Genomic DNA, 17,238 nt, shown 5'->3' with positions numbered 1-17,238 from the left:
CGCGATATGTTCGCGCCAATACTTGTTATTTTATTTACAATGATGTCAATTTACTTTTTTGCCGCACGTGCCTTGGAGTGCTCCTTCATCAGCTTGTCGGTAAACTTGCGTTCAGCGCGTTTCAGTTGAAACAGTTGCTTGGGTGTCAGCACTGACTTTAGCTTGGCGAAATATTGCTTTTCGATAGCTCCCTCCTTGCTTTTGGTCTCAAACATCGCCTCGGCTGCTTTTTCATATTCAAGATCCGATACTTTTCCGTCGGCCTTGGCTATTTTACGTTCAAGTCCGCGTGTCTCGCGGTTGACTTTCCACAGTGCGTCGTCCATCTCGTCATATATCGGGAAAAACTTGGCCTCCTGCTCTTTTGTCAGCTCAAGCTCCTTGGCGAGGAAGCTGTGCTTGTACTGGCGAAGCTCTTTAAACCATTCCTTGCGGTCGATGTTTTGCTTTTCCTGTGCATAACCGGGAATGGCAATGACCATTGCCATTATGAGCGACAGTATCATCTTCTGTAGTTTCATATGGAGCATTATTTAAAGTTAGCTAATGTCACGCCGTCATCGTAAAGACCTTCGATAACGTCATACTCGTCGACCTGGTCCTGCATGTAGTAGTCATAGAAATTGTCGCTTTCAAGCACCTTGGCTATTACAGGATTGTCGCTCATGTGGCTCGATGTGCGGCCGCTGATGTCGTTGAAGAGCCACATCATGAGCCATATGCCGCTAAACATGGCTGCCATGTAGACATAGGGTCGGCAACGCTGCCACCATGTGCGCGGCAATATCTTTTCCTGCTTCTTTTCAGGAAGTTGCTCCATCATACGTGAGGCAAAATCAGCGAAGTAACCATCGGGAACTGTCATCCCCGACCGTCGGTCGACTTGCTTTAAGATGTCATTGTCATGTGCCATATCGTATAACTTTTATTTTTAGGACTAAATAGATGGTCAAAGGTTTAATCGTTATCGGCAAAATATTGTTCAATTTTTTTTGCCGCAAGATGATAGGATGCTTTCAACGCTCCGACTGATGTCCCGAGCACCTGCGACATGTCTTCATATTTCATGTCTTCATAGTAGCGCATGTTGAACACGAGCCTTTGTTTTTCAGGTAGGGTGGCGATGGCCTTACGCAGTTTAAGGGCAAGCTCGTCACCGTCGATAAATGTGTCTGATTCAATGAGGTTGACAAGATGTGACTCCTCGTCGTCAAGCGAAAGGTTGAGGCGCTTCCTTTCTCTGGCAAGAAAAGTAATGCTCTCGTTTATGGCTATCTTGTAGAGCCATGTCGACAGTTTTGCGTCTCCACGGAAGCTCTCGATTGACGACCAGGCTTTCATGAAAGTGTTCTGAAGAAGGTCATCGGCATCCTCGTGGCTCTCGACCATGCGGCGTATCTGCCAGTAGAGGGGCTCGCCATAAAGTCTTATGACCTCGCCGAAGGCATCGCGGCAGGTGGCGGGGTCGCGCAACCTCGCTATCAGTTCAGGATTTTCTTTCACAAACTCGTTGCCCATTGTCTGATACTTTGTCTCACAAATTTAGTAAAATAACCCCAATCGCGCAAATCTGAATGTCGCAAATATCTCACGGCTGCGGAGGAAGCTGTGGTGATTACGTGCTTGTTGGGCGCATTCCGATTTCCATGGGGCTATAAAACGCAAAGGGGCTGCCCGTAACGGACAGCCCTTATGTCTTGCTGCTGTATAGCTTCAATTATTCGCCGGGGATAATTGCTTCGCTGGGGCAAACTTCTGCGCAGCTGCCACACTCGATGCAAGTTTCGGGATCGATGTGGTAGATGTCGCCTTCAGAGATTGCTTCAACGGGGCACACGGGAAGACAAGTGCCGCAAGCTACACATTTATCAGTGATTACGTAAGCCATGATTAATTAAATTTAGATATTATACGATAATTTGTTTATGATTGCTTTACGATGCAAAGTTATATCTTTTATTTTAAAATCATAGCCTTTTATCGAAAAAATTACTTCACAAGCACTTTTCCGGTGAGTTCGCCTGCCTTGTAGAGGTAGACACCGGGGGCAAGACGGTCAAGTGAAAGCGAGCCGTGACCGTTGACCGTGCGCTCGATTACGGTAGCTCCGTTGAGCGAATAGATGTCAAGTTTGGTGCCGTTGGCAACATTATATTCAAGTATGTTGCCTGCTACGAGATTGACATAGCTGCCATCGCCTGCCACGTTGTCAATGCCGGCAACATTTCCGTCAAATACAAGGGTGAACGTGAATCTCGGTTTCAGTCTTACCGATACGATTACGTCAACCGAGCTTTTTGCGGGCACGACATTCTGGTCGGCTGCCGTGAAATCGGAATACTCAACATCAAGCTTTTCAGCTTCGCCTGCAGTGAGGTCAAAGTCATACTCCACTACATCAAAGTCGCCTTCGCGTACCGGGTCTTTGCATATTCCATAGCAGAATTTTACCTTGGTTCCGGCAGCACACGATGTCTTTATGTTACAGGATATATCTTCTGATGCGGTCAGATAAATTTCGGGCTTTGACTCCCAGAAAGAGGCGCCATCGAGTCCATATTCGTAACCTACGGTTACTGTCGCGCCGTTTTCAACGGGCTTTCCGTCTACTGTACAGGTAAATTCCTGTGCATTGATGGCGATTGCACAGGCAACGCCGATGATGAGGGTAAAAATTTTCTTCATAATTATACTGTTAATTATATTACTCAGTTGGAGTTTCTGTATTTATTTCACATTCAGCAGCCTGGATTACGCCTTCCTCATTGTTGTAGATAAAAGCCACAACCGACAGGTTGTCTACATTCCAGTTATCTCTTACTTCGACCTCGTGAGAGAGCGTTGTATTCTCCCTGGTGGTAAGAGCTATCTCCTCGCCCCAAGTGCCGTTGACCGCCGCGCGGAACACGTGGTTATGCACATAGTCGGCTTTGTAACTGAACCCAACCTCGGCAGGGTTGCCCTGTTGTGGCGCGACTATGCCGCTTTCAGTTATCCATAGCTGGAAGTTTCCTTCGATATTTGCTCCGGGAGCGAGGTCGGTGGTTATAGTCACCTTGTCAGTGCTTGCGTCATAAATCGCTTTTAACTCTATGTCGACCGTCGCGGGCTTTTCCATCTCCTGACGTATGATTGATTGCCATTCCGACATGCTTTTTATTCCGCTGTTCCTGTTTACGATTCCGCTCGGGTATTCAGTGATAGTCCAGCGGGAAGCATATTCGTTGCCTTCTTCGACTCTTAGCCCGACCATGACCGGGCTCTCGTTTTCACCGAGAGATTGCCTTCCTGCATGGATGCTTACCGCAACCACATTTTCGCTATAAAGCTCAACGATGCTCGAAATCACTTCATGGGCGCGGGGGCAGTTTGTACAAAATTGTCCTGTAAATTCTTCAAGGAGAACAGTGCGTTTTGCTGTGATTTCTCCCATGTCGATATATCGGTCGTTCTCCTTTATCTCATCACACGAGGTAAGGGAGAGTCCGGTTATTGAGGCGGCAGCGAGTGCTGTGATTATTATCGATTTTTTCATAGTGGGTTTTATCCCTGTTTAAAAATTGTAGTTATAAGAGATGTTTACGCCTTGAGTCTCCGGCACATAGCGGCACACGCCTCCGGAACAGTTATATCCGGCTCGTGTTCTGCCGTAACCTACCATAAGGCGGTTGGACTTATATGTGCCTGTGACCGAAGCCATATAATAATGTGTTCCTGTGTCACCGCAGTTCCATTGGTCGCTAACGCTGAACATGAGGTAGGGCAGTACCGACAGTTCAAGCAACCCGTAAGCCCAGTCTTTATGATCCTGGCGGGTAGTGAGATATTGCAGTTCTCCACGCAGTGTGAGCTTTCGGTTAAATTTATATTTTCCTTCAGCCACAAATATGTTTGCGTTAACGATGCTTCCGTGACCTTCTACCACCATCTGGTTGTAGCGCTGATTCATATACATGAAGTTGAAGTTGAAGTCGCGGGTGAAACGCTTCTCAAACTGCAGGTTGATATCCTGGTAATACAACTCACCCATTCCGAAAAACTTGCATTTGTCACCGTCGGTGCCATATTCCGAGCCGTTGAATGTAGGCTGCTTTTCGTGGTGCAAGCCGCGTATATAGCTTACGTTAAGTTTCAGTTTGGTGCCATATTTGCCGCCAAGCGGAGTATTGCGCTTGAATGAGTAGGCAAATGCTCCCTGAAACGCCCATTCTCCCGGCGCAGCCTGGGTGGCGTAAGGATACATTGCCGCAAGCGCGTAGGTGTGTTGATAGGCAAATGCCGGCATGTTGTTGATAAATGCCGAGGTGAGCTTCATTGACCGCTGGCTGCGGAATGCCATGTTTTCCGAGCGCTTTGCCTGTATAAGGGCGCTCCATCCGGGCTTTGAGTAGGATGCTGAAAGCATTACCGCGCTACCGTGGCGGTAGGTGTAATTGTTGTCAAATGAAGGGTCGGGGGCTTTCCAGGCAAACTCTCCGAGCAGGTCAAGCCCGCTACGGTAAAAATGGGTGCGCGCATCAAAGGCGTTGACTGTCTTCGGCAGATTGAGACGGTAGTTGGTGCCGGGCACCATTATGGTCTCGTCGTCTTCATGGCGTAACACCCATGAGCCTCCGAGGGTCCATATTATGTCGCGGTCGCGCAAGCCTTTGATATGCTCCTGCATGTCCCATTCAAGGTCGGCGCCATATACCTGAGAGTGTTTGCTCCAGTCCCAGAAGCGGCGTTGCAGACCACCGAGAGCCGTAAACCTGAGCCCCTGCAAGGCGTTGACTTTCAGGCGTCCGCCCCTTATGGAGTTGTCGATGCCGAGACTGCGCTCTTCATAGGTGCGGAGTATGAATCCGCTGCCAAACTGCTCGTAGAAGTCGCCGGCGGTCAGTTCCAATCCCTTGTATTTGCCTTTTACATAGATGTTTGGCAGTCCCCAGCCTTTGAAGTCGGGCTCAAATCCGGGAAGCGGATGGTCAAGATACTCGACACGTAATCCTGCATCTACATATTTGCTTATCAGTCCGACATCGGCATATGTGTTGGTCAGGAAATCGCTGTGATGTTCCTGATCGTTCATGTCTTTATAAGGCTTTGTCGGAAACAGGTTGTCGCTTTGGACGCTACCATGTACCGCAACGTTATTTTGAGCCTGCGAGGCAAGGGCTGCAGAGCCGATGACAAGCAGGGTCAACTGTCGGGTCAACTTCATCGCTTTGGGGAAATGGTTGAGTTATTACGTGATTATTTATTCTGCAATTCGCGGATTTTTTCAATTATGTGGGTTTCCGCGCCTTCGGTATATCCGCTGCGGCTGTCAGCGATGTTGCCGTCACCGTCGACGATGAGGCAGTGGGGTATCATCTGTATGCCCATTGCGCGCATGAAGTCGCTGTTGGGGTCAAGTAAGATGTCATATTCCCATCCCTCGGCGTCAACCGTAGGCTTGACTTTGCTTGCATTCTGACCGGTGTCGACTGAGATTGCCACGACTTTCATGCCTGTCTCTTCCTGCCAGTCAGGGTATACTTCGTGGATGGCCTTCAGCTCTCTGTTGCAAGGCTTGCACCATGAAGCGAAAAACGTGATGACAAACGGTTTGCCGTCGTTGCTGAGTTTAGAGGTGTCGACGGTCTTTCCCTGGAGGTCTTTTAGCTGTACTGAGGGCAGCTGAGCCTCCGCCGTAAATGCAGCAAGCGACATGAGCAAGGCTGCGGCTATGGTCTTAAATGATTTCATATTGTCAGTGATATGATGGTAATAATGTGCAAATTTACTACTTTAGTGTGAGAAAAATAAATATAATCGAAAAAATATTGCGTATAAATGTGCGTTATGTCACTTGGCAGAGCGGGATTGTTGTTGTGGCTTTCAACATTGAGTCGGGTTGCGGTGTTATGTATGATAATAATTACAATAAAAGACTATGACTATGACACGCGATGAATTATCTGACACAATTGCAATTACTATAAAAGAGTATGTAGGACATGACAATAACAACGGTCCCGGACTGAAGCTAAGCATCAATCCTGTTTCGCTTTTTGTGTCGGTGATTACTCAGGACGAGATGCTTTCTGACATCGAAAACTCCAATGAGGCAGTCGAGGATGCCGCGGCGGCGGAACGGCCGGAGTCGGAAGAAGCTACCGACTATCAGGTGGAGCAAAATCCTGACATATATCCGGTCGACAGGCTGTTGAAAATGTCGGCTACGGGATTTTACGATGTCGACATGGATGCCGTGAGGAAGATTGCCGCAAAATATTGCTGACAGAAACCGCTCTTTGGTCCGCTTGACAGGTGCAACTTGTATAAAATGTATAAAATAGCGCATGTAGGTAAACTCTTTTTTGCATTTGTTGAAAAATGTGTTATCTTTGCGGTTAATTCTAAAGATATTGTCCAACTCTTTTACAACCGTTTATACACATGAAAGCAAAAGTAAAGCCTGACTTGGGCTTTTGGAAACTATGGAACCTCAGTTTCGGTTTTTTCGGCGTTCAGATTGCTTATGCACTGCAAAGTGCCAACATCTCGCGAATTTTTGCGACTCTCGGTGCCGACCCTCATGAATTAAGCTATTTCTGGATTCTTCCTCCGCTTGCCGGATTGGTCATCCAGCCTATCGTAGGCACTCTTAGCGACCGTACATGGAACCGCTTCGGACGTCGCCTGCCATATCTTCTTTTCGGCTCGATACTTGCTGTCATCGTGATGGCTCTTCTTCCCAATGCCGGCAGTTTTCATTTTGCCGTAGGCGCGGCGCTTGTGTTTGGTGCGTTTGCGCTGATGTTTCTTGACCTTTCGATTAATATATCGATGCAGCCGTTCAAGATGCTTGTCGGTGACATGGTCAATGAGAAGCAGAAGGGTCTTGCTTATTCGATACAGAGTTTCCTTTGCAATGCCGGTTCGATAGTTGGATATGTGTTTCCGTTTGTCCTCGCGTGGATAGGCATCAGTAACGTGGCGGAAGGCAATAAGGTGCCCGACTCGGTGACTTATTCATTCTACGGCGGCGCTGTGATATTGATTCTTTGTGTGATATACACATTCTGTAATGTAAAAGAGATGCCGCCGAAGCAGTATGCCGAGTATCATGGCATCACTGAGGACAAGGATGATGACAAGGCTAATTTCATAACGCTGCTTGTGCGTGCGCCCAAGGTGTTCTGGACAGTAGGGCTTGTGCAATTCTTCTGTTGGGCGGCATTTATGTATATGTGGACTTATAATACCGGCGGTGTTGCCGAACAGGCTTTCGGATGGGATGCATCGCAGGGTACCCAGACTGAGAATTATCAGGAGGCGGCAAACTGGAACGGTATATTGTTTGCAGTGCAGGCAATCGGCTCTGTGATATGGGCCGCCGTGCTTCCGAGTTTCAAGAATCGTCGTGTGGCTTATTCGCTCAGCCTTGTCATCGGCGGCATAGGATTTATATCGACTATGTTTTTCCATGACCCGCACCTGCTGTTTATCAGCTATTTCCTTGTAGGTGCCGCCTGGGCTGCGATGCTTGCGATGCCCTTTACGATACTTACCAATTCAATCTCCGGAAAGCATATGGGCGCATATCTCGGATTGTTTAACGGAACAATCACTATATCGCAGATTGTCGCTGCTGCTGTCGGAGGCGGGGTTTACTCGCTGCTTGGCGGACATTCGCAGCTTAACATGATTATACTTGCGGGTGTGTTGCTTCTTGTAGGTGCATGCTGCGTGTTTGGCATAAAGGAGACTTATGCCGAGAAGCATGACGTGGCTGTTGATCCGATTGCCGAGCAGTAGGCTCCGGGCTGATAAAGAGTTTCACTTCTTGTTAACCATAAAATGTATGGGCGGTTCAATCAGAATCGCCCATATGTTTTTGTAATTGTAATCTCGCGCGAGTGTATGTGGCAGGTGTCGAGCGGATAGAAAAATGGGCTGTATCAATTTTGATACAGCCCATTTTTTGTGATTTTACGAAAGGCGGTTATGCCTCTGCGTCGGGGGTTACGTTGATGTACTGACGACCGCCCTTGAGCTTGAACTCAACGACACCGTCAACAAGAGCATAGATTGTGTGATCCTTGCCCATGCCTACATTTTCACCGGGGTGGTGAACTGTACCGCGCTGACGCTTGATGATGTTGCCTGCCTTAGCATGCTGACCGCCAAAAATCTTAACTCCGAGTCGTTTGCTTTCTGACTCACGGCCGTTCTTTGAACTACCTACACCTTTTTTATGTGCCATGTTTTTTTAAGATTTTAATGGGTTAAGCTACGAGGTCCTTAATCACGATTTTGGTGAAGTACTGGCGATGACCGTTTTTGCGGCGATAGCCTTTACGTCTTTTCTTCTTGAAGACGATTACTTTGTCACCTTTTACGAGCGGGGTTGCCACTTCGCAAACTACTTTTGCACCTTCTACGGTAGGTGCGCCTACCTTAACGGCACCGTCGGCGTCTACGAGGAGAACGCGGTCAAACTCTACTGCGTCACCTTCTTTCTTGTCATCGCCGAGATAGTGAACATACAAGAACTTGCCGGCTTCTGCCTTGAACTGCTGTCCTTGAATTTCTACGATTGCGTACATCTGTTAAATAATGATTATTACAGGTTAACTCCGCCGGGCGATCCGGATTGCCGGATGCTTTATCAAGCCTGTACGGAAAAATTGCGACCGCAAAGTTACGACTTTTTTACAATCCATGCAATATAAATGCCTGATTTTTGAGTAAAAAAGTGGGCGGTTGCTTGTCTTTGGGTCGATTTTATTATTTTATTCGGTCGGGGTTGCGGGCTATGAACTCTTTCCATGAGCGCGGTCCACGTGCAATTTCCGGCTTGCCCGACTCATAGAAGTGGCACAGTGCCGCTCCGAGAGCGTCGGTGGCGTCAAGTTCAGGCAGCAGGTTTTCGGCCGGGATGTTAAGGATGCGACGGAGCATTTCCTGTACCTGCTCCTTTGCCGCCGCTCCGTTGCCGGTGATTGCCATTTTGATTTTTCTCGGTTCGTATTCGCAGATTGATATGTCGCGGCTTATGGCGGCTGCCATCGCCACGCCCTGTGCGCGTCCGAGCTTGAGCATCGATTGCACGTTTTTGCCGAAAAACGGAGCTTCAATAGCCATCTCGTCGGGCAGATACTGCTCAAGGATTCCTGTCACGCGCTTGAATATGTGTCCGAGCCTGAGGTAGTGGCTGTCGAAGCGGTTGAGCTTTATGACTCCCATGGCTATCATCGCCGGTTTGTTGCGCTTTACGCCGAGCACTCCATAGCCCATGACATTGGTGCCGGGATCGATACCGATTATGATACGATCCCAGTCACGCAACGCCTCGTTTCTTTGAGCCGGGGAGTCCATCACTTGACTTTCTCCATGACCGTGGTGAAAAACATCACCTTTTTACCGAATTTCCGTGCCATTGCCGACAGCAGGCGGGGCTGCTCCGAGTCAATCCATGTCTCGACATGAGCCTTTGACATCGCCTGTAGCTGCACGGCATATCCTACGCCTCCCTCCATAGGGGTGAGGATGCGCATGAATAGCGGAGAGTGTAGCTTTACACTTTCCTGCGCCTCGGGGATGTACTCGGTCTTTATCCATTCGATGAATTCGGCTTCGGCTGATTCCTCGACATGAAAGGTCGTGTTTACTACCATTACATGTTCTCCATGATTCCTGCCATGCCTACTGTCACGACAAAGATTACATAAAGGATTATCCACACGAGTCCGCAGGTAAAGCCGATGATGGTCCAGCGCTTTGCTTCGGCCGACGCCTTTGCCGCTTCTTCGTAGTTGCCGGTTGCCCAGAAGGTGTTTACTTTAGATGCTTTCAGGATGCCGACAATGCCAAACGGAAGGCAGCACAGGATCGTGACGAGAATTGACTCCACGAGCCAGTTTTTGGGCGGAATCTCAACCGGGGCGGTCGGTTGCACGCGCTGAGGCTCGCTATAGGCCGGGCGGAATGGCGGGGGAGGACACTGAGTGTTAATCTGAGGGTTGATTTCGGGGATTGCTGTCTCGCGGTATTCCGCAGAGCTGCCGTTGGGTGAATATAAGGCGATGCGTATCTCCTCTACGCTCTCGGCGGGCACCCATCCTTCGAAGCCTTCAGCCCATACGAGGTCGGTTCCCTTGACTCCGCGTGCTACAAGTTGGCTCACTTCAAAGGGACCAACAGGCTGTTCATTTTCTGCTACGTAATACTTCATGATTTATCTGTTTTGTTAATTTTATATTGTGTTGTTTTGTGATTCAATCTCTTTAAGGTTCTTGCGCTCTAAACGTCGTTGCTTTAGAAAGCGGGGAAGGAAGGCGAGGTGTCGTGCTGCTGTCGGCAGGAAGCCATAATAGTAGCTCATGATTTTGAATCGTTCGATGAGCGATTTGCGGCGGTTGGCTGTCGTGGTGCCTTCATGCAGGTAGTCGATGATTACCTCCGGAACATATCGGTTGTGGCGTGAACGCTGGAGGCAGCGTATACACCACTCGTAGTCGGCTGAATACCTGAACCGCAGGTCGTAGGGTTGCGCAAGCTTGTTGTTTACGATAAATGCCTGATGACACACAAGCATCCCGCTTTTGAAGCTTTCCAGAGTAAGTGTCTCCGGCGCGGTGAGATGTCGCGGCGCGATAAAGTGTCTGTCGCTGTCGACAAGGTTGGTCTGACCGTATATGATTCCCGGGTAGTCATTGTCGATGATTTCTTTAGCAAGCAGTGAGAGTGTGTCGGGCGAATGAAACGCGTCGCCCGCGTTCAGGAATATGAGGTAGTCGCCTTTGGCTACTTCCATCGCCTTGTTCATCGCGTCATATATGCCTTTGTCAGGGCTTGAGAATATACGTGCCTGAGGTATTCCCGCATCAATTGCGAGTTTCAGGGTGCGGTCGGTCGACACTCCATCCATTATTATGTGCTCAAATAAGTCACAGGTCTGTTCCTTGACGCTGGCAAGGGTGGCGGGCAGCGTTGACGCCGCGTTGTAAGTTACGGTTATTATTGAAAACAGAGGTGACATATAATCATGCATAATGGATTAACTTAGCAAATATACAATAAAAACGTGAAAGTGTTAAGAGTTTGTCAAAATAATTTATGTATCTTTGCACAAAATGTTTATTTAAAGGTAACTTGCGACAGTCGGCCGGAACGTGATTGATAGGTCTCTGCGCGGGGCGGATTGGATGCATCGGCGTGCGTGGTTGCTTTGGTAAATTAATATAAACTGATTTTTAAGAGTTACTTACGGAAAAAGAGGATTGCAATGACTCGTTTTATTTATCTTATCGTTACGATTTTGGTTGCCTCGTTTAACTATGTGGAGGCGCAGATTGTGAACCCTGTCAAATGGAGCGTGACGCTTGACATGGCTGATGACACTCATGGTGCGGTGGTTATGACTGCGACTGTTGACGCCGGATGGCATGTCTACAGCAATGATGTTGACCCCGATGTGGGGCCTAATCCGCTCGAGATTGACTGGAGCAAACTTGATGGTGTGAAGCTTGACGGCAAAATGAAACCGAGCAAGACGCCTCACAAGGAATTTGACGAGATGTTTGGTGCCAATCTGAGCTGGTGGACTGATGAGGTCACGCTGCGTCAGAATTTTATTGTCACCTCGTCAAAATATGCAATTGAGGGTGCCATCCGTTTCTCGGCTTGTAATGATGAGAACTGTATACCTCCCACCAAAGAGACATTTGAGTTTACCGGTACGGCTAAGATTGTGACTGAAACTCCGGAGGAGGTTGCCGCCGATACTGTAGTGGAGGCTGTCGCGCCTCAGCAGGAGGTCGCTTCGGGAGAGATGTCTCAGTCAGAGTCGGAGGGCATATGGGCGCCTGTCGATTTCAGCGGGGAAGACAATCCCGAAGACTCGTCGACCACTTCTTTGTGGTATATATTCGTGACTTGCTTTATCGGTGGATTTGTGGCTTTGCTTACTCCTTGTGTGTGGCCTATGATACCGCTTACAGTGAGTTTCTTCCTTAAAAAAGGTAAGTCGAGGGCTAAGGCTATCGGCGACGCCACTGTCTATGGAGTGTCGATAATCGTGATATATCTGCTTCTCGGACTGCTGATTACCGCTATATTCGGCGCAAGCTCGCTGAACGCCCTTTCGACAAGTGCCGTATGCAATATTATTTTCTTCCTGCTGCTGGTGGTATTTGCGATCTCATTCTTCGGCGCATTTGACATAAAGCTGCCGGAGTCATGGGCTAACAAGATGGACAGCACCGCGGAGAAGACGACAGGACTGTTGAGTATCTTCTTCATGGCGTTTACGCTTACGCTTGTGTCGTTTTCATGTACCGGACCGATCATAGGCACTCTTCTTGTGGAGGCGGCGAGCACCGGCGATAAATTCGGCCCTGCCGTGGGCATGTTTGGCTTCTCGCTTGCTCTTGCCATACCGTTCTGCCTTTTCGCGATGTTCCCGTCATGGCTTCAGAGCGCACCCAAATCGGGTGGCTGGATGAACACCGTGAAGGTAGTGCTCGGATTCATCGAGCTTGCCCTGTCATTGAAGTTTCTTTCGGTCGCCGACCTTGCCTATGGATGGCATATACTTGACCGCGAGGCGTTCCTTGCATTGTGGATTGTGATTTTCGCTCTGCTGGGCATGTATCTTCTCGGCAAGTTCAATTTCAGCCATTACGGACCTGCCGACAGTTCGGTCGGGGTGTTCCGGTTCTTCCTTGCCATGATTTCATTTTCATTCACCATATATCTTGTACCGGGACTCTGGGGCGCTCCGTTAAAAGGCGTGAGTGCGTTTGTGCCCCCGTTGTTCACTCAGGACTTCAATCTTTATGGAGGAGGATTCAAGGAGTATGACGACTATGAGGAGGGCATGAAAGCCGCGCTTGAAGAAGGGAAGCCTGTGCTTGTCGACTTCTCGGGTTACGGATGTGTGAATTGCCGCAAGATGGAGGGCGCTGTGCTTGATGAAAGCAATGTGCATGCCATGATAGAAGATAATTTTGTGGTAATCAAGCTTATGGTGGATGAGAAAAAGGAACTGCCCGTGCCTGAGACCGTAATGGAAAATGGCAAGAAGGTGACTCTTGAGACCTACGGCGACCGATGGAGCTATCTGCAGCGTTACAAATTCCAGGCAAACGCTCAGCCTTATTATGTAGTGCTTGATGCCAAGGGCGAGCTTTTGTCGGGTCCGTTCTCTTATGACGAGAATATACCTAAGTTTACCCGTTTCCTTGAAAAGGGAATTAAAGAATATAAGAAGTAGCCGATGGCCGAGCTTACCAACAGGCTCCGCAAACTTGTCGCATCGCTTGACGATGCGCGGACGAGACGCGACGAGCGACTGTTTGTCGCTGAGGGCACAAAGTGTGTGCTTGACACTCTGAGACATTTCAGTGTCCGTTATCTGTTTGCCACACATGCGTGGTCTGACAGCCACAAGGCTGAGATAAGGGGCATTGAGGTCACTCCTGTCACGCGCGCCGATATGGAGCGTATGAGCCATCTTTCTACTCCGCCCGAAGTCATTGCCGTGTATGAGACTCCCGACAATGATGTCGCTTCGCTTGACGCGTCGGGTAAATTGCTGATAGCCCTCGACAGGGTGCAGGATCCGGGAAATCTCGGAACGATAATCAGGATTGCCGACTGGTTTGGCATAAGGGAGATTGTATGCTCGCGCGACACGGTTGATGTATATAACCCTAAGGTGATTCAGGCTACCATGGGAGCTGTTTCAAGGGTGAAAGTCTATTATACCGACCTGGCGTCGTGGCTTGCCGGATGCGGAATGCCTGTTTATGGCACATTTCTGAACGGAGAAAACATTTATTCATCTTCTCTTGGCGAGTCGGGTGTAATCGTGATGGGCAATGAGGGCAAAGGCATTTCCGATGAGGTAGCCGGGACAGTGACATGTCGCCTCACTATTCCTTCGTTTCCTCCCGGCGCTGTCACCAGCGAGTCGCTTAATGTAGGCATGGCTACAGCTGTCACCGTGGCTGAGTTCCGCCGCAGGCAGTTATAAGGGAAAAATACATTTATTATGGCAAGACAGGAAAAGACCGTGTGGTTTTGTAGCAACTGTGGCGTGGAATCGTCAAAATGGATGGGTCGCTGTCCGGGCTGCGGAGAGTGGAACACTATGGTCGAGGAGCGCGTTGTCAAGAAGAAAGGTGTAGTCTCTACATTTGAACACCGTGAAGATACTGTGGCGCGCCCGATAACCCAGATAGAGACGCGCGAGGAGCAGCGCATGCGCATGCCGAGCGAAGAGCTTAACCGTGCGCTTGGCGGCGGTCTTGTGGCGGGGTCGATTATACTTGTCGGCGGTGAGCCGGGTATCGGCAAGTCTACGCTTGTGCTCCAGAACATTCTGTCTATGCGTGGCCGCCGCATCCTGTATGTGTCGGGCGAGGAGAGCGCGTCCCAGCTTAAAATGCGTGCCGACCGCATCGGTAAGCTCAATGACAACTGCTATATCGTATGTGACACCTCGCTTGAGTCGATATTAAACCATATCGCCCATGTAGATCCGGAACTGCTTATTGTCGACTCAATCCAGACAATAGCGTCTGATGCCATAGAGTCGGCGGCAGGCAGTGTCAGTCAGGTAAGGGAGTGTGCGGCGCGTCTGTTGCGTTATGCGAAGGAGTCGGGCACCCCCGTGATTCTTATCGGTCACATTAATAAAGAGGGCTCGATTGCGGGGCCGAAGGTGCTGGAGCATATCGTTGACGCGGTACTCCAGTTTGAAGGCGACCGTCATTACATGTACCGTATACTGCGCTCGATAAAAAACCGCTTTGGCTCTACCTCCGAACTTGGCATATATGAGATGGTACAGAAAGGGCTGCGTGAGGTCACAAATCCCTCCGAACTGCTGTTGTCGCAGGGTAGCGACGAGCAGTTGTCGGGCATATCTGTCGGAGTCACCCTTGAGGGTGTGCGTCCGTTTCTTATAGAGACTCAGGCGCTCGTTTCGACAGCTGCATACGGCACGCCGCAGCGTTCGGTCACCGGTTTTGACGCCAAGCGCATGAACATGCTCCTTGCAGTGCTTGAAAAGCGCGTCGGCTTTAAACTTGCTCAGAAAGATGTGTTTCTTAACATCGCCGGTGGACTTAAAGTCAATGACCCGGCGCTTGACCTTAGTGTTATTTGCGCTATCCTGTCGTCCAATGTCGACATTGCCGTGCCGAGAGATGTGTGTATGTCGGGAGAAGTGGGGCTTTCAGGCGAAATCCGCCCGGTTACGCGTATAGAGCAGCGCATACTTGAGGCGGAAAAACTCGGTTTCGGCACGATAGTCATTCCCAAAAACAATATCAAAGGCTTTGACACATCCCGCTTGAAAATAAAGATTGTGGAGGTGGCTAAAGTCGAGGAGGCATTCCGCGCCCTCTTTGCGTGATGCCGATATGAGGTTAAGACCCCGTTCCCCAAGGGTGGGGCGGCGACGAGATAATGCAGAAAGGCGACCGATGCTTAAAGCAACAGCCGCCTTTCCTATTGTATAAATCAAAGTTTATTTTGCCGCTTCTAAAGCGTCATCAATTACGTCGCGGGCATCGTCGACAGAATGGCTCACCTTTTCCTTGATTTTGCCTATCTGCTGCTCGGCTGACCCGTAAATGTCACGGATAGTCTTGTTGACTTCTCTTCTTATCTTACGACCGCGCATTGTTGTGCGGGTGTATCGCTCGGCATACATTCCGGTGAGTACACCGGTTACGAGCCCGAGCAGAAATGTTTCGATGCTACACTTCATGACTGTTAAAATTAATAGTTACCAATTGCTTTTATAACCTGTAACAGTCATGGAAAGTTTGCCGCCTCGATGCTTTATTAACATCTATTAAGGAGGTCAGGCAAGCGATGCAATCACTTCTTTAATCTGGCGCGCAAGCTCGTTTGCCTCTTCCATGGACGGGGCTTCGGAGTATATACGTATAATCGGTTCGGTGTTGGACTTGCGCAGATGCACCCAGCAGTCGGGGAAGTCAATCTTTACTCCGTCGATGTCAGTGACAGTCTCGGTGGAATATCTTTCCTTGACGGCTGCGAGTATGGCATCGACATTAATGTCGGGGGTAAGCTCAATCTTGTTCTTGGCTATCGCATACTCCGGGTAGGTCTTTTTGAGCTCGCTGACTTTCTTGCCGCTTTTAGCAAGCAAAGTAAGGAAAAGAGCCACGCCTACAAGCGCGTCACGTCCATAGTGGGCCTCGGGATAGATGACTCCGCCATTGCCTTCGCCACCTATTACAGCACCGGTCTCTTTCATCTTGGTCACTACATTTACCTCGCCTACAGCCGCTGCCGAGTAGCTGCATCCATGACTGTTGGTGACATCGCGAAGTGCACGTGAAGAGCTGAGGTTGGATACTGTCGAGCCGGGGGTGTGGCTTAGCACATAATCGGCTACGGCTACAAGCGTGTATTCTTCGACAAACATCTCGCCGTTTTCCATTACGATGGCAAGGCGGTCGACGTCGGGGTCTACGACAAAGCCTACATCTGCCTTGCCTGAGCGCATGAGATCGGAAATCTGGGTCAGGTTTTCCGGGATAGGCTCCGGGGTGTGGGCAAATTTACCGGTTGCCTCGCAGTTGAGTTCGATTATATTCTTCACTCCGAGAGCGCGAAGAAGTTTGGGTATCACGATTCCGCCCACTGAGTTTACCGCATCTACTGCAACCGTGAAATCGGCTTTGGCGATAGCTTCGCAGTCTACAAGTTTAAGAGCGAGGACTGACTCGATATGCTTTGCGTCGTAAGTGTTGTTGATATAAGCGTGACCGATTGAGTCAATGTCGGCAAATGTGTATTCGTCGTTTTCGGCTATGCGGAGCACTTCCTTGCCCTGCTCGTCGTTTAGAAATTCGCCGTTTTCGTTGAGCAGCTTCAGCGCGTTCCACTGTTTGGGATTGTGTGACGCTGTTATTATGATGCCGCCGCAGGCTTTCTCCATTACTACAGCCACCTCTGTGGTGGGAGTGGAGGCAAGTCCGATGTTTACGACATCAAATCCCATGCCGGTGAGTGTAGCCTCGACAAGAGAGTTTACCATCGGTCCCGACAGTCTGGCGTCTCTACCCACCACTATTGTGCGGGAGGTGCGTGTTGTCGTTTTTGCTATAAAGTGTGCGTATGCGGCAGTGAATTTCACTACGTCTACCGGGCTGAGACCCTCTCCGGGTGCGCCGCCGATAGTGCCGCGGATGCCTGAAATTGATTTTATCAGAGACATATTTT

The 17,238-nt window shown here is 49.4% G+C and carries 21 protein-coding genes; 5 read left to right on the top strand and 16 right to left on the bottom strand.

Annotated features, from left to right (window positions below; genetic code table 11):
• Nucleotides 1–50 precede the first annotated feature (50 nt).
• The 8 genes from E4T81_RS07060 to E4T81_RS07025 all read right to left on the bottom strand — a co-directional run bounded on the left by E4T81_RS07060 (nucleotide 51) and on the right by E4T81_RS07025 (nucleotide 5,730).
• Complete coding sequence (locus E4T81_RS07060; protein WP_135042802.1) at nucleotides 51–521, bottom strand: hypothetical protein; 471 nt, start codon at nucleotides 519–521, stop codon at nucleotides 51–53.
• An 8-nt stretch (nucleotides 522–529) separates the two neighbouring features.
• Entirely contained in the window at nucleotides 530–913 is a 384-nt protein-coding gene (locus E4T81_RS07055; RefSeq protein WP_135042800.1) for a hypothetical protein, read from the bottom strand.
• A gap of 44 nt (nucleotides 914–957) precedes the next feature.
• On the bottom strand, nucleotides 958–1,518 hold the full coding sequence (locus tag E4T81_RS07050) for an RNA polymerase sigma factor (RefSeq protein ID WP_135042798.1): 561 nt from the start codon (nucleotides 1,516–1,518) through the stop codon (nucleotides 958–960).
• 199 nt (nucleotides 1,519–1,717) lie between these two features.
• Nucleotides 1,718–1,888, bottom strand: a complete 171-nt coding sequence (locus E4T81_RS07045; RefSeq protein ID WP_135042796.1) for a DUF362 domain-containing protein — start codon at nucleotides 1,886–1,888, stop codon at nucleotides 1,718–1,720.
• Between the two features lie 101 nt (nucleotides 1,889–1,989).
• Nucleotides 1,990–2,685: a T9SS type A sorting domain-containing protein gene (locus E4T81_RS07040; protein ID WP_135042794.1), complete on the bottom strand. Its 696-nt coding sequence runs from the start codon at nucleotides 2,683–2,685 to the stop codon at nucleotides 1,990–1,992.
• Nucleotides 2,686–2,704: 19 nt separating this feature from the next.
• Nucleotides 2,705–3,535 (bottom strand): Omp28 family outer membrane lipoprotein, encoded by an 831-nt coding sequence (locus E4T81_RS07035; protein WP_135042792.1) that lies wholly within the window; start codon nucleotides 3,533–3,535, stop codon nucleotides 2,705–2,707.
• Between the two features lie 18 nt (nucleotides 3,536–3,553).
• Entirely contained in the window at nucleotides 3,554–5,203 is a 1,650-nt protein-coding gene (locus E4T81_RS07030) for a DUF6029 family protein (protein ID WP_135042790.1), read from the bottom strand.
• Between the two features lie 32 nt (nucleotides 5,204–5,235).
• On the bottom strand, nucleotides 5,236–5,730 hold the full coding sequence (locus E4T81_RS07025; RefSeq protein ID WP_135042788.1) for a TlpA disulfide reductase family protein: 495 nt from the start codon (nucleotides 5,728–5,730) through the stop codon (nucleotides 5,236–5,238).
• Between the two features lie 187 nt (nucleotides 5,731–5,917).
• Between E4T81_RS07025 and E4T81_RS07020 the strand changes: the two genes are divergently transcribed.
• Together E4T81_RS07020 and E4T81_RS07015 are read left to right on the top strand one after the other, a co-directional pair.
• Complete coding sequence (locus E4T81_RS07020; protein WP_135042787.1) at nucleotides 5,918–6,265, top strand: hypothetical protein; 348 nt, start codon at nucleotides 5,918–5,920, stop codon at nucleotides 6,263–6,265.
• A 158-nt stretch (nucleotides 6,266–6,423) separates the two neighbouring features.
• On the top strand, nucleotides 6,424–7,785 hold the full coding sequence (locus tag E4T81_RS07015; protein WP_135042786.1) for an SLC45 family MFS transporter: 1,362 nt from the start codon (nucleotides 6,424–6,426) through the stop codon (nucleotides 7,783–7,785).
• Between the two features lie 187 nt (nucleotides 7,786–7,972).
• Here the strand turns inward: E4T81_RS07015 and rpmA are convergent, their stop codons facing one another.
• The 6 genes from rpmA to E4T81_RS06985 all read right to left on the bottom strand — a co-directional run bounded on the left by rpmA (nucleotide 7,973) and on the right by E4T81_RS06985 (nucleotide 11,023).
• The gene (rpmA, locus tag E4T81_RS07010) at nucleotides 7,973–8,233 is read right to left on the bottom strand and encodes a 50S ribosomal protein L27 (protein WP_135042784.1); all 261 of its coding nucleotides are present in this window, start codon (nucleotides 8,231–8,233) and stop codon (nucleotides 7,973–7,975) included.
• A gap of 22 nt (nucleotides 8,234–8,255) precedes the next feature.
• Nucleotides 8,256–8,576, bottom strand: coding sequence for a 50S ribosomal protein L21 (rplU, locus tag E4T81_RS07005; protein ID WP_135042782.1), 321 nt, complete (start codon nucleotides 8,574–8,576; stop codon nucleotides 8,256–8,258).
• Between the two features lie 181 nt (nucleotides 8,577–8,757).
• On the bottom strand, nucleotides 8,758–9,348 hold the full coding sequence (gene ruvC, locus E4T81_RS07000; protein WP_135042780.1) for a crossover junction endodeoxyribonuclease RuvC: 591 nt from the start codon (nucleotides 9,346–9,348) through the stop codon (nucleotides 8,758–8,760).
• Complete coding sequence (locus E4T81_RS06995) at nucleotides 9,348–9,647, bottom strand: DUF4286 family protein (RefSeq protein WP_135042778.1); 300 nt, start codon at nucleotides 9,645–9,647, stop codon at nucleotides 9,348–9,350. Before E4T81_RS06995 ends, ruvC begins: the two co-directional genes overlap by 1 nt.
• Nucleotides 9,647–10,204 carry a CD225/dispanin family protein gene (locus E4T81_RS06990; protein WP_135042776.1) on the bottom strand — a complete coding sequence of 186 codons (558 nt, stop codon included), beginning with the start codon at nucleotides 10,202–10,204 and terminating at the stop codon, nucleotides 9,647–9,649. The genes E4T81_RS06995 and E4T81_RS06990 overlap by 1 nt, the downstream gene beginning before the upstream one ends.
• Nucleotides 10,205–10,225: 21 nt before the next feature.
• Nucleotides 10,226–11,023 (bottom strand): glycosyltransferase family 2 protein, encoded by a 798-nt coding sequence (locus tag E4T81_RS06985; protein ID WP_135042774.1) that lies wholly within the window; start codon nucleotides 11,021–11,023, stop codon nucleotides 10,226–10,228.
• A gap of 234 nt (nucleotides 11,024–11,257) precedes the next feature.
• Here E4T81_RS06985 and E4T81_RS06980 point away from each other — a divergent pair, with 234 nt between their 5' ends.
• The 3 genes from E4T81_RS06980 to radA are packed head-to-tail and all read left to right on the top strand — an operon-like array spanning nucleotide 11,258 to nucleotide 15,394.
• Nucleotides 11,258–13,246, top strand: a complete 1,989-nt coding sequence (locus tag E4T81_RS06980) for a cytochrome c biogenesis protein CcdA (protein WP_135042772.1) — start codon at nucleotides 11,258–11,260, stop codon at nucleotides 13,244–13,246.
• A gap of 3 nt (nucleotides 13,247–13,249) precedes the next feature.
• On the top strand, nucleotides 13,250–14,008 hold the full coding sequence (locus E4T81_RS06975; RefSeq protein ID WP_135042770.1) for an RNA methyltransferase: 759 nt from the start codon (nucleotides 13,250–13,252) through the stop codon (nucleotides 14,006–14,008).
• Between the two features lie 18 nt (nucleotides 14,009–14,026).
• Nucleotides 14,027–15,394 (top strand): DNA repair protein RadA, encoded by a 1,368-nt coding sequence (radA, locus tag E4T81_RS06970; protein ID WP_135042768.1) that lies wholly within the window; start codon nucleotides 14,027–14,029, stop codon nucleotides 15,392–15,394.
• 114 nt (nucleotides 15,395–15,508) lie between these two features.
• Here radA and E4T81_RS06965 read toward each other — a convergent pair whose 3' ends face one another.
• Nucleotides 15,509–15,751: a YtxH domain-containing protein gene (locus E4T81_RS06965; protein WP_135042766.1), complete on the bottom strand. Its 243-nt coding sequence runs from the start codon at nucleotides 15,749–15,751 to the stop codon at nucleotides 15,509–15,511.
• A 96-nt stretch (nucleotides 15,752–15,847) separates the two neighbouring features.
• Entirely contained in the window at nucleotides 15,848–17,233 is a 1,386-nt protein-coding gene (gene glmM / locus E4T81_RS06960; protein WP_135042764.1) for a phosphoglucosamine mutase, read from the bottom strand.
• Nucleotides 17,234–17,238: the final 5 nt, after the last annotated feature.

This window comes from Barnesiella sp. WM24 (genome assembly GCF_004570975.1).
Lineage (GTDB): Bacteria > Bacteroidota > Bacteroidia > Bacteroidales > Muribaculaceae > Muribaculum.
This window is presented reverse-complemented; position numbering and strand designations above follow the sequence as displayed.

What these genes read in the sequence shown, in the direction of transcription:
- E4T81_RS07060 (WP_135042802.1), bottom strand. Translation starts at nt 521, where the DNA reads ATGAAACTACAGAAGATGATACTGTCGCTCATAATGGCAATGGTCATT.
- E4T81_RS07055 (WP_135042800.1), bottom strand. Translation starts at nt 913, where the DNA reads ATGGCACATGACAATGACATCTTAAAGCAAGTCGACCGACGGTCGGGG.
- E4T81_RS07050 (WP_135042798.1), bottom strand. Translation starts at nt 1,518, where the DNA reads ATGGGCAACGAGTTTGTGAAAGAAAATCCTGAACTGATAGCGAGGTTG.
- E4T81_RS07045 (WP_135042796.1), bottom strand. Translation starts at nt 1,888, where the DNA reads ATGGCTTACGTAATCACTGATAAATGTGTAGCTTGCGGCACTTGTCTT.
- E4T81_RS07040 (WP_135042794.1), bottom strand. Translation starts at nt 2,685, where the DNA reads ATGAAGAAAATTTTTACCCTCATCATCGGCGTTGCCTGTGCAATCGCC.
- E4T81_RS07035 (WP_135042792.1), bottom strand. Translation starts at nt 3,535, where the DNA reads ATGAAAAAATCGATAATAATCACAGCACTCGCTGCCGCCTCAATAACC.
- E4T81_RS07030 (WP_135042790.1), bottom strand. Translation starts at nt 5,203, where the DNA reads ATGAAGTTGACCCGACAGTTGACCCTGCTTGTCATCGGCTCTGCAGCC.
- E4T81_RS07025 (WP_135042788.1), bottom strand. Translation starts at nt 5,730, where the DNA reads ATGAAATCATTTAAGACCATAGCCGCAGCCTTGCTCATGTCGCTTGCT.
- E4T81_RS07020 (WP_135042787.1), top strand. Translation starts at nt 5,918, where the DNA reads ATGACTATGACACGCGATGAATTATCTGACACAATTGCAATTACTATA.
- E4T81_RS07015 (WP_135042786.1), top strand. Translation starts at nt 6,424, where the DNA reads ATGAAAGCAAAAGTAAAGCCTGACTTGGGCTTTTGGAAACTATGGAAC.
- rpmA (WP_135042784.1), bottom strand. Translation starts at nt 8,233, where the DNA reads ATGGCACATAAAAAAGGTGTAGGTAGTTCAAAGAACGGCCGTGAGTCA.
- rplU (WP_135042782.1), bottom strand. Translation starts at nt 8,576, where the DNA reads ATGTACGCAATCGTAGAAATTCAAGGACAGCAGTTCAAGGCAGAAGCC.
- ruvC (WP_135042780.1), bottom strand. Translation starts at nt 9,348, where the DNA reads ATGGACTCCCCGGCTCAAAGAAACGAGGCGTTGCGTGACTGGGATCGT.
- E4T81_RS06995 (WP_135042778.1), bottom strand. Translation starts at nt 9,647, where the DNA reads ATGGTAGTAAACACGACCTTTCATGTCGAGGAATCAGCCGAAGCCGAA.
- E4T81_RS06990 (WP_135042776.1), bottom strand. Translation starts at nt 10,204, where the DNA reads ATGAAGTATTACGTAGCAGAAAATGAACAGCCTGTTGGTCCCTTTGAA.
- E4T81_RS06985 (WP_135042774.1), bottom strand. Translation starts at nt 11,023, where the DNA reads ATGCATGATTATATGTCACCTCTGTTTTCAATAATAACCGTAACTTAC.
- E4T81_RS06980 (WP_135042772.1), top strand. Translation starts at nt 11,258, where the DNA reads ATGACTCGTTTTATTTATCTTATCGTTACGATTTTGGTTGCCTCGTTT.
- E4T81_RS06975 (WP_135042770.1), top strand. Translation starts at nt 13,250, where the DNA reads ATGGCCGAGCTTACCAACAGGCTCCGCAAACTTGTCGCATCGCTTGAC.
- radA (WP_135042768.1), top strand. Translation starts at nt 14,027, where the DNA reads ATGGCAAGACAGGAAAAGACCGTGTGGTTTTGTAGCAACTGTGGCGTG.
- E4T81_RS06965 (WP_135042766.1), bottom strand. Translation starts at nt 15,751, where the DNA reads ATGAAGTGTAGCATCGAAACATTTCTGCTCGGGCTCGTAACCGGTGTA.
- glmM (WP_135042764.1), bottom strand. Translation starts at nt 17,233, where the DNA reads ATGTCTCTGATAAAATCAATTTCAGGCATCCGCGGCACTATCGGCGGC.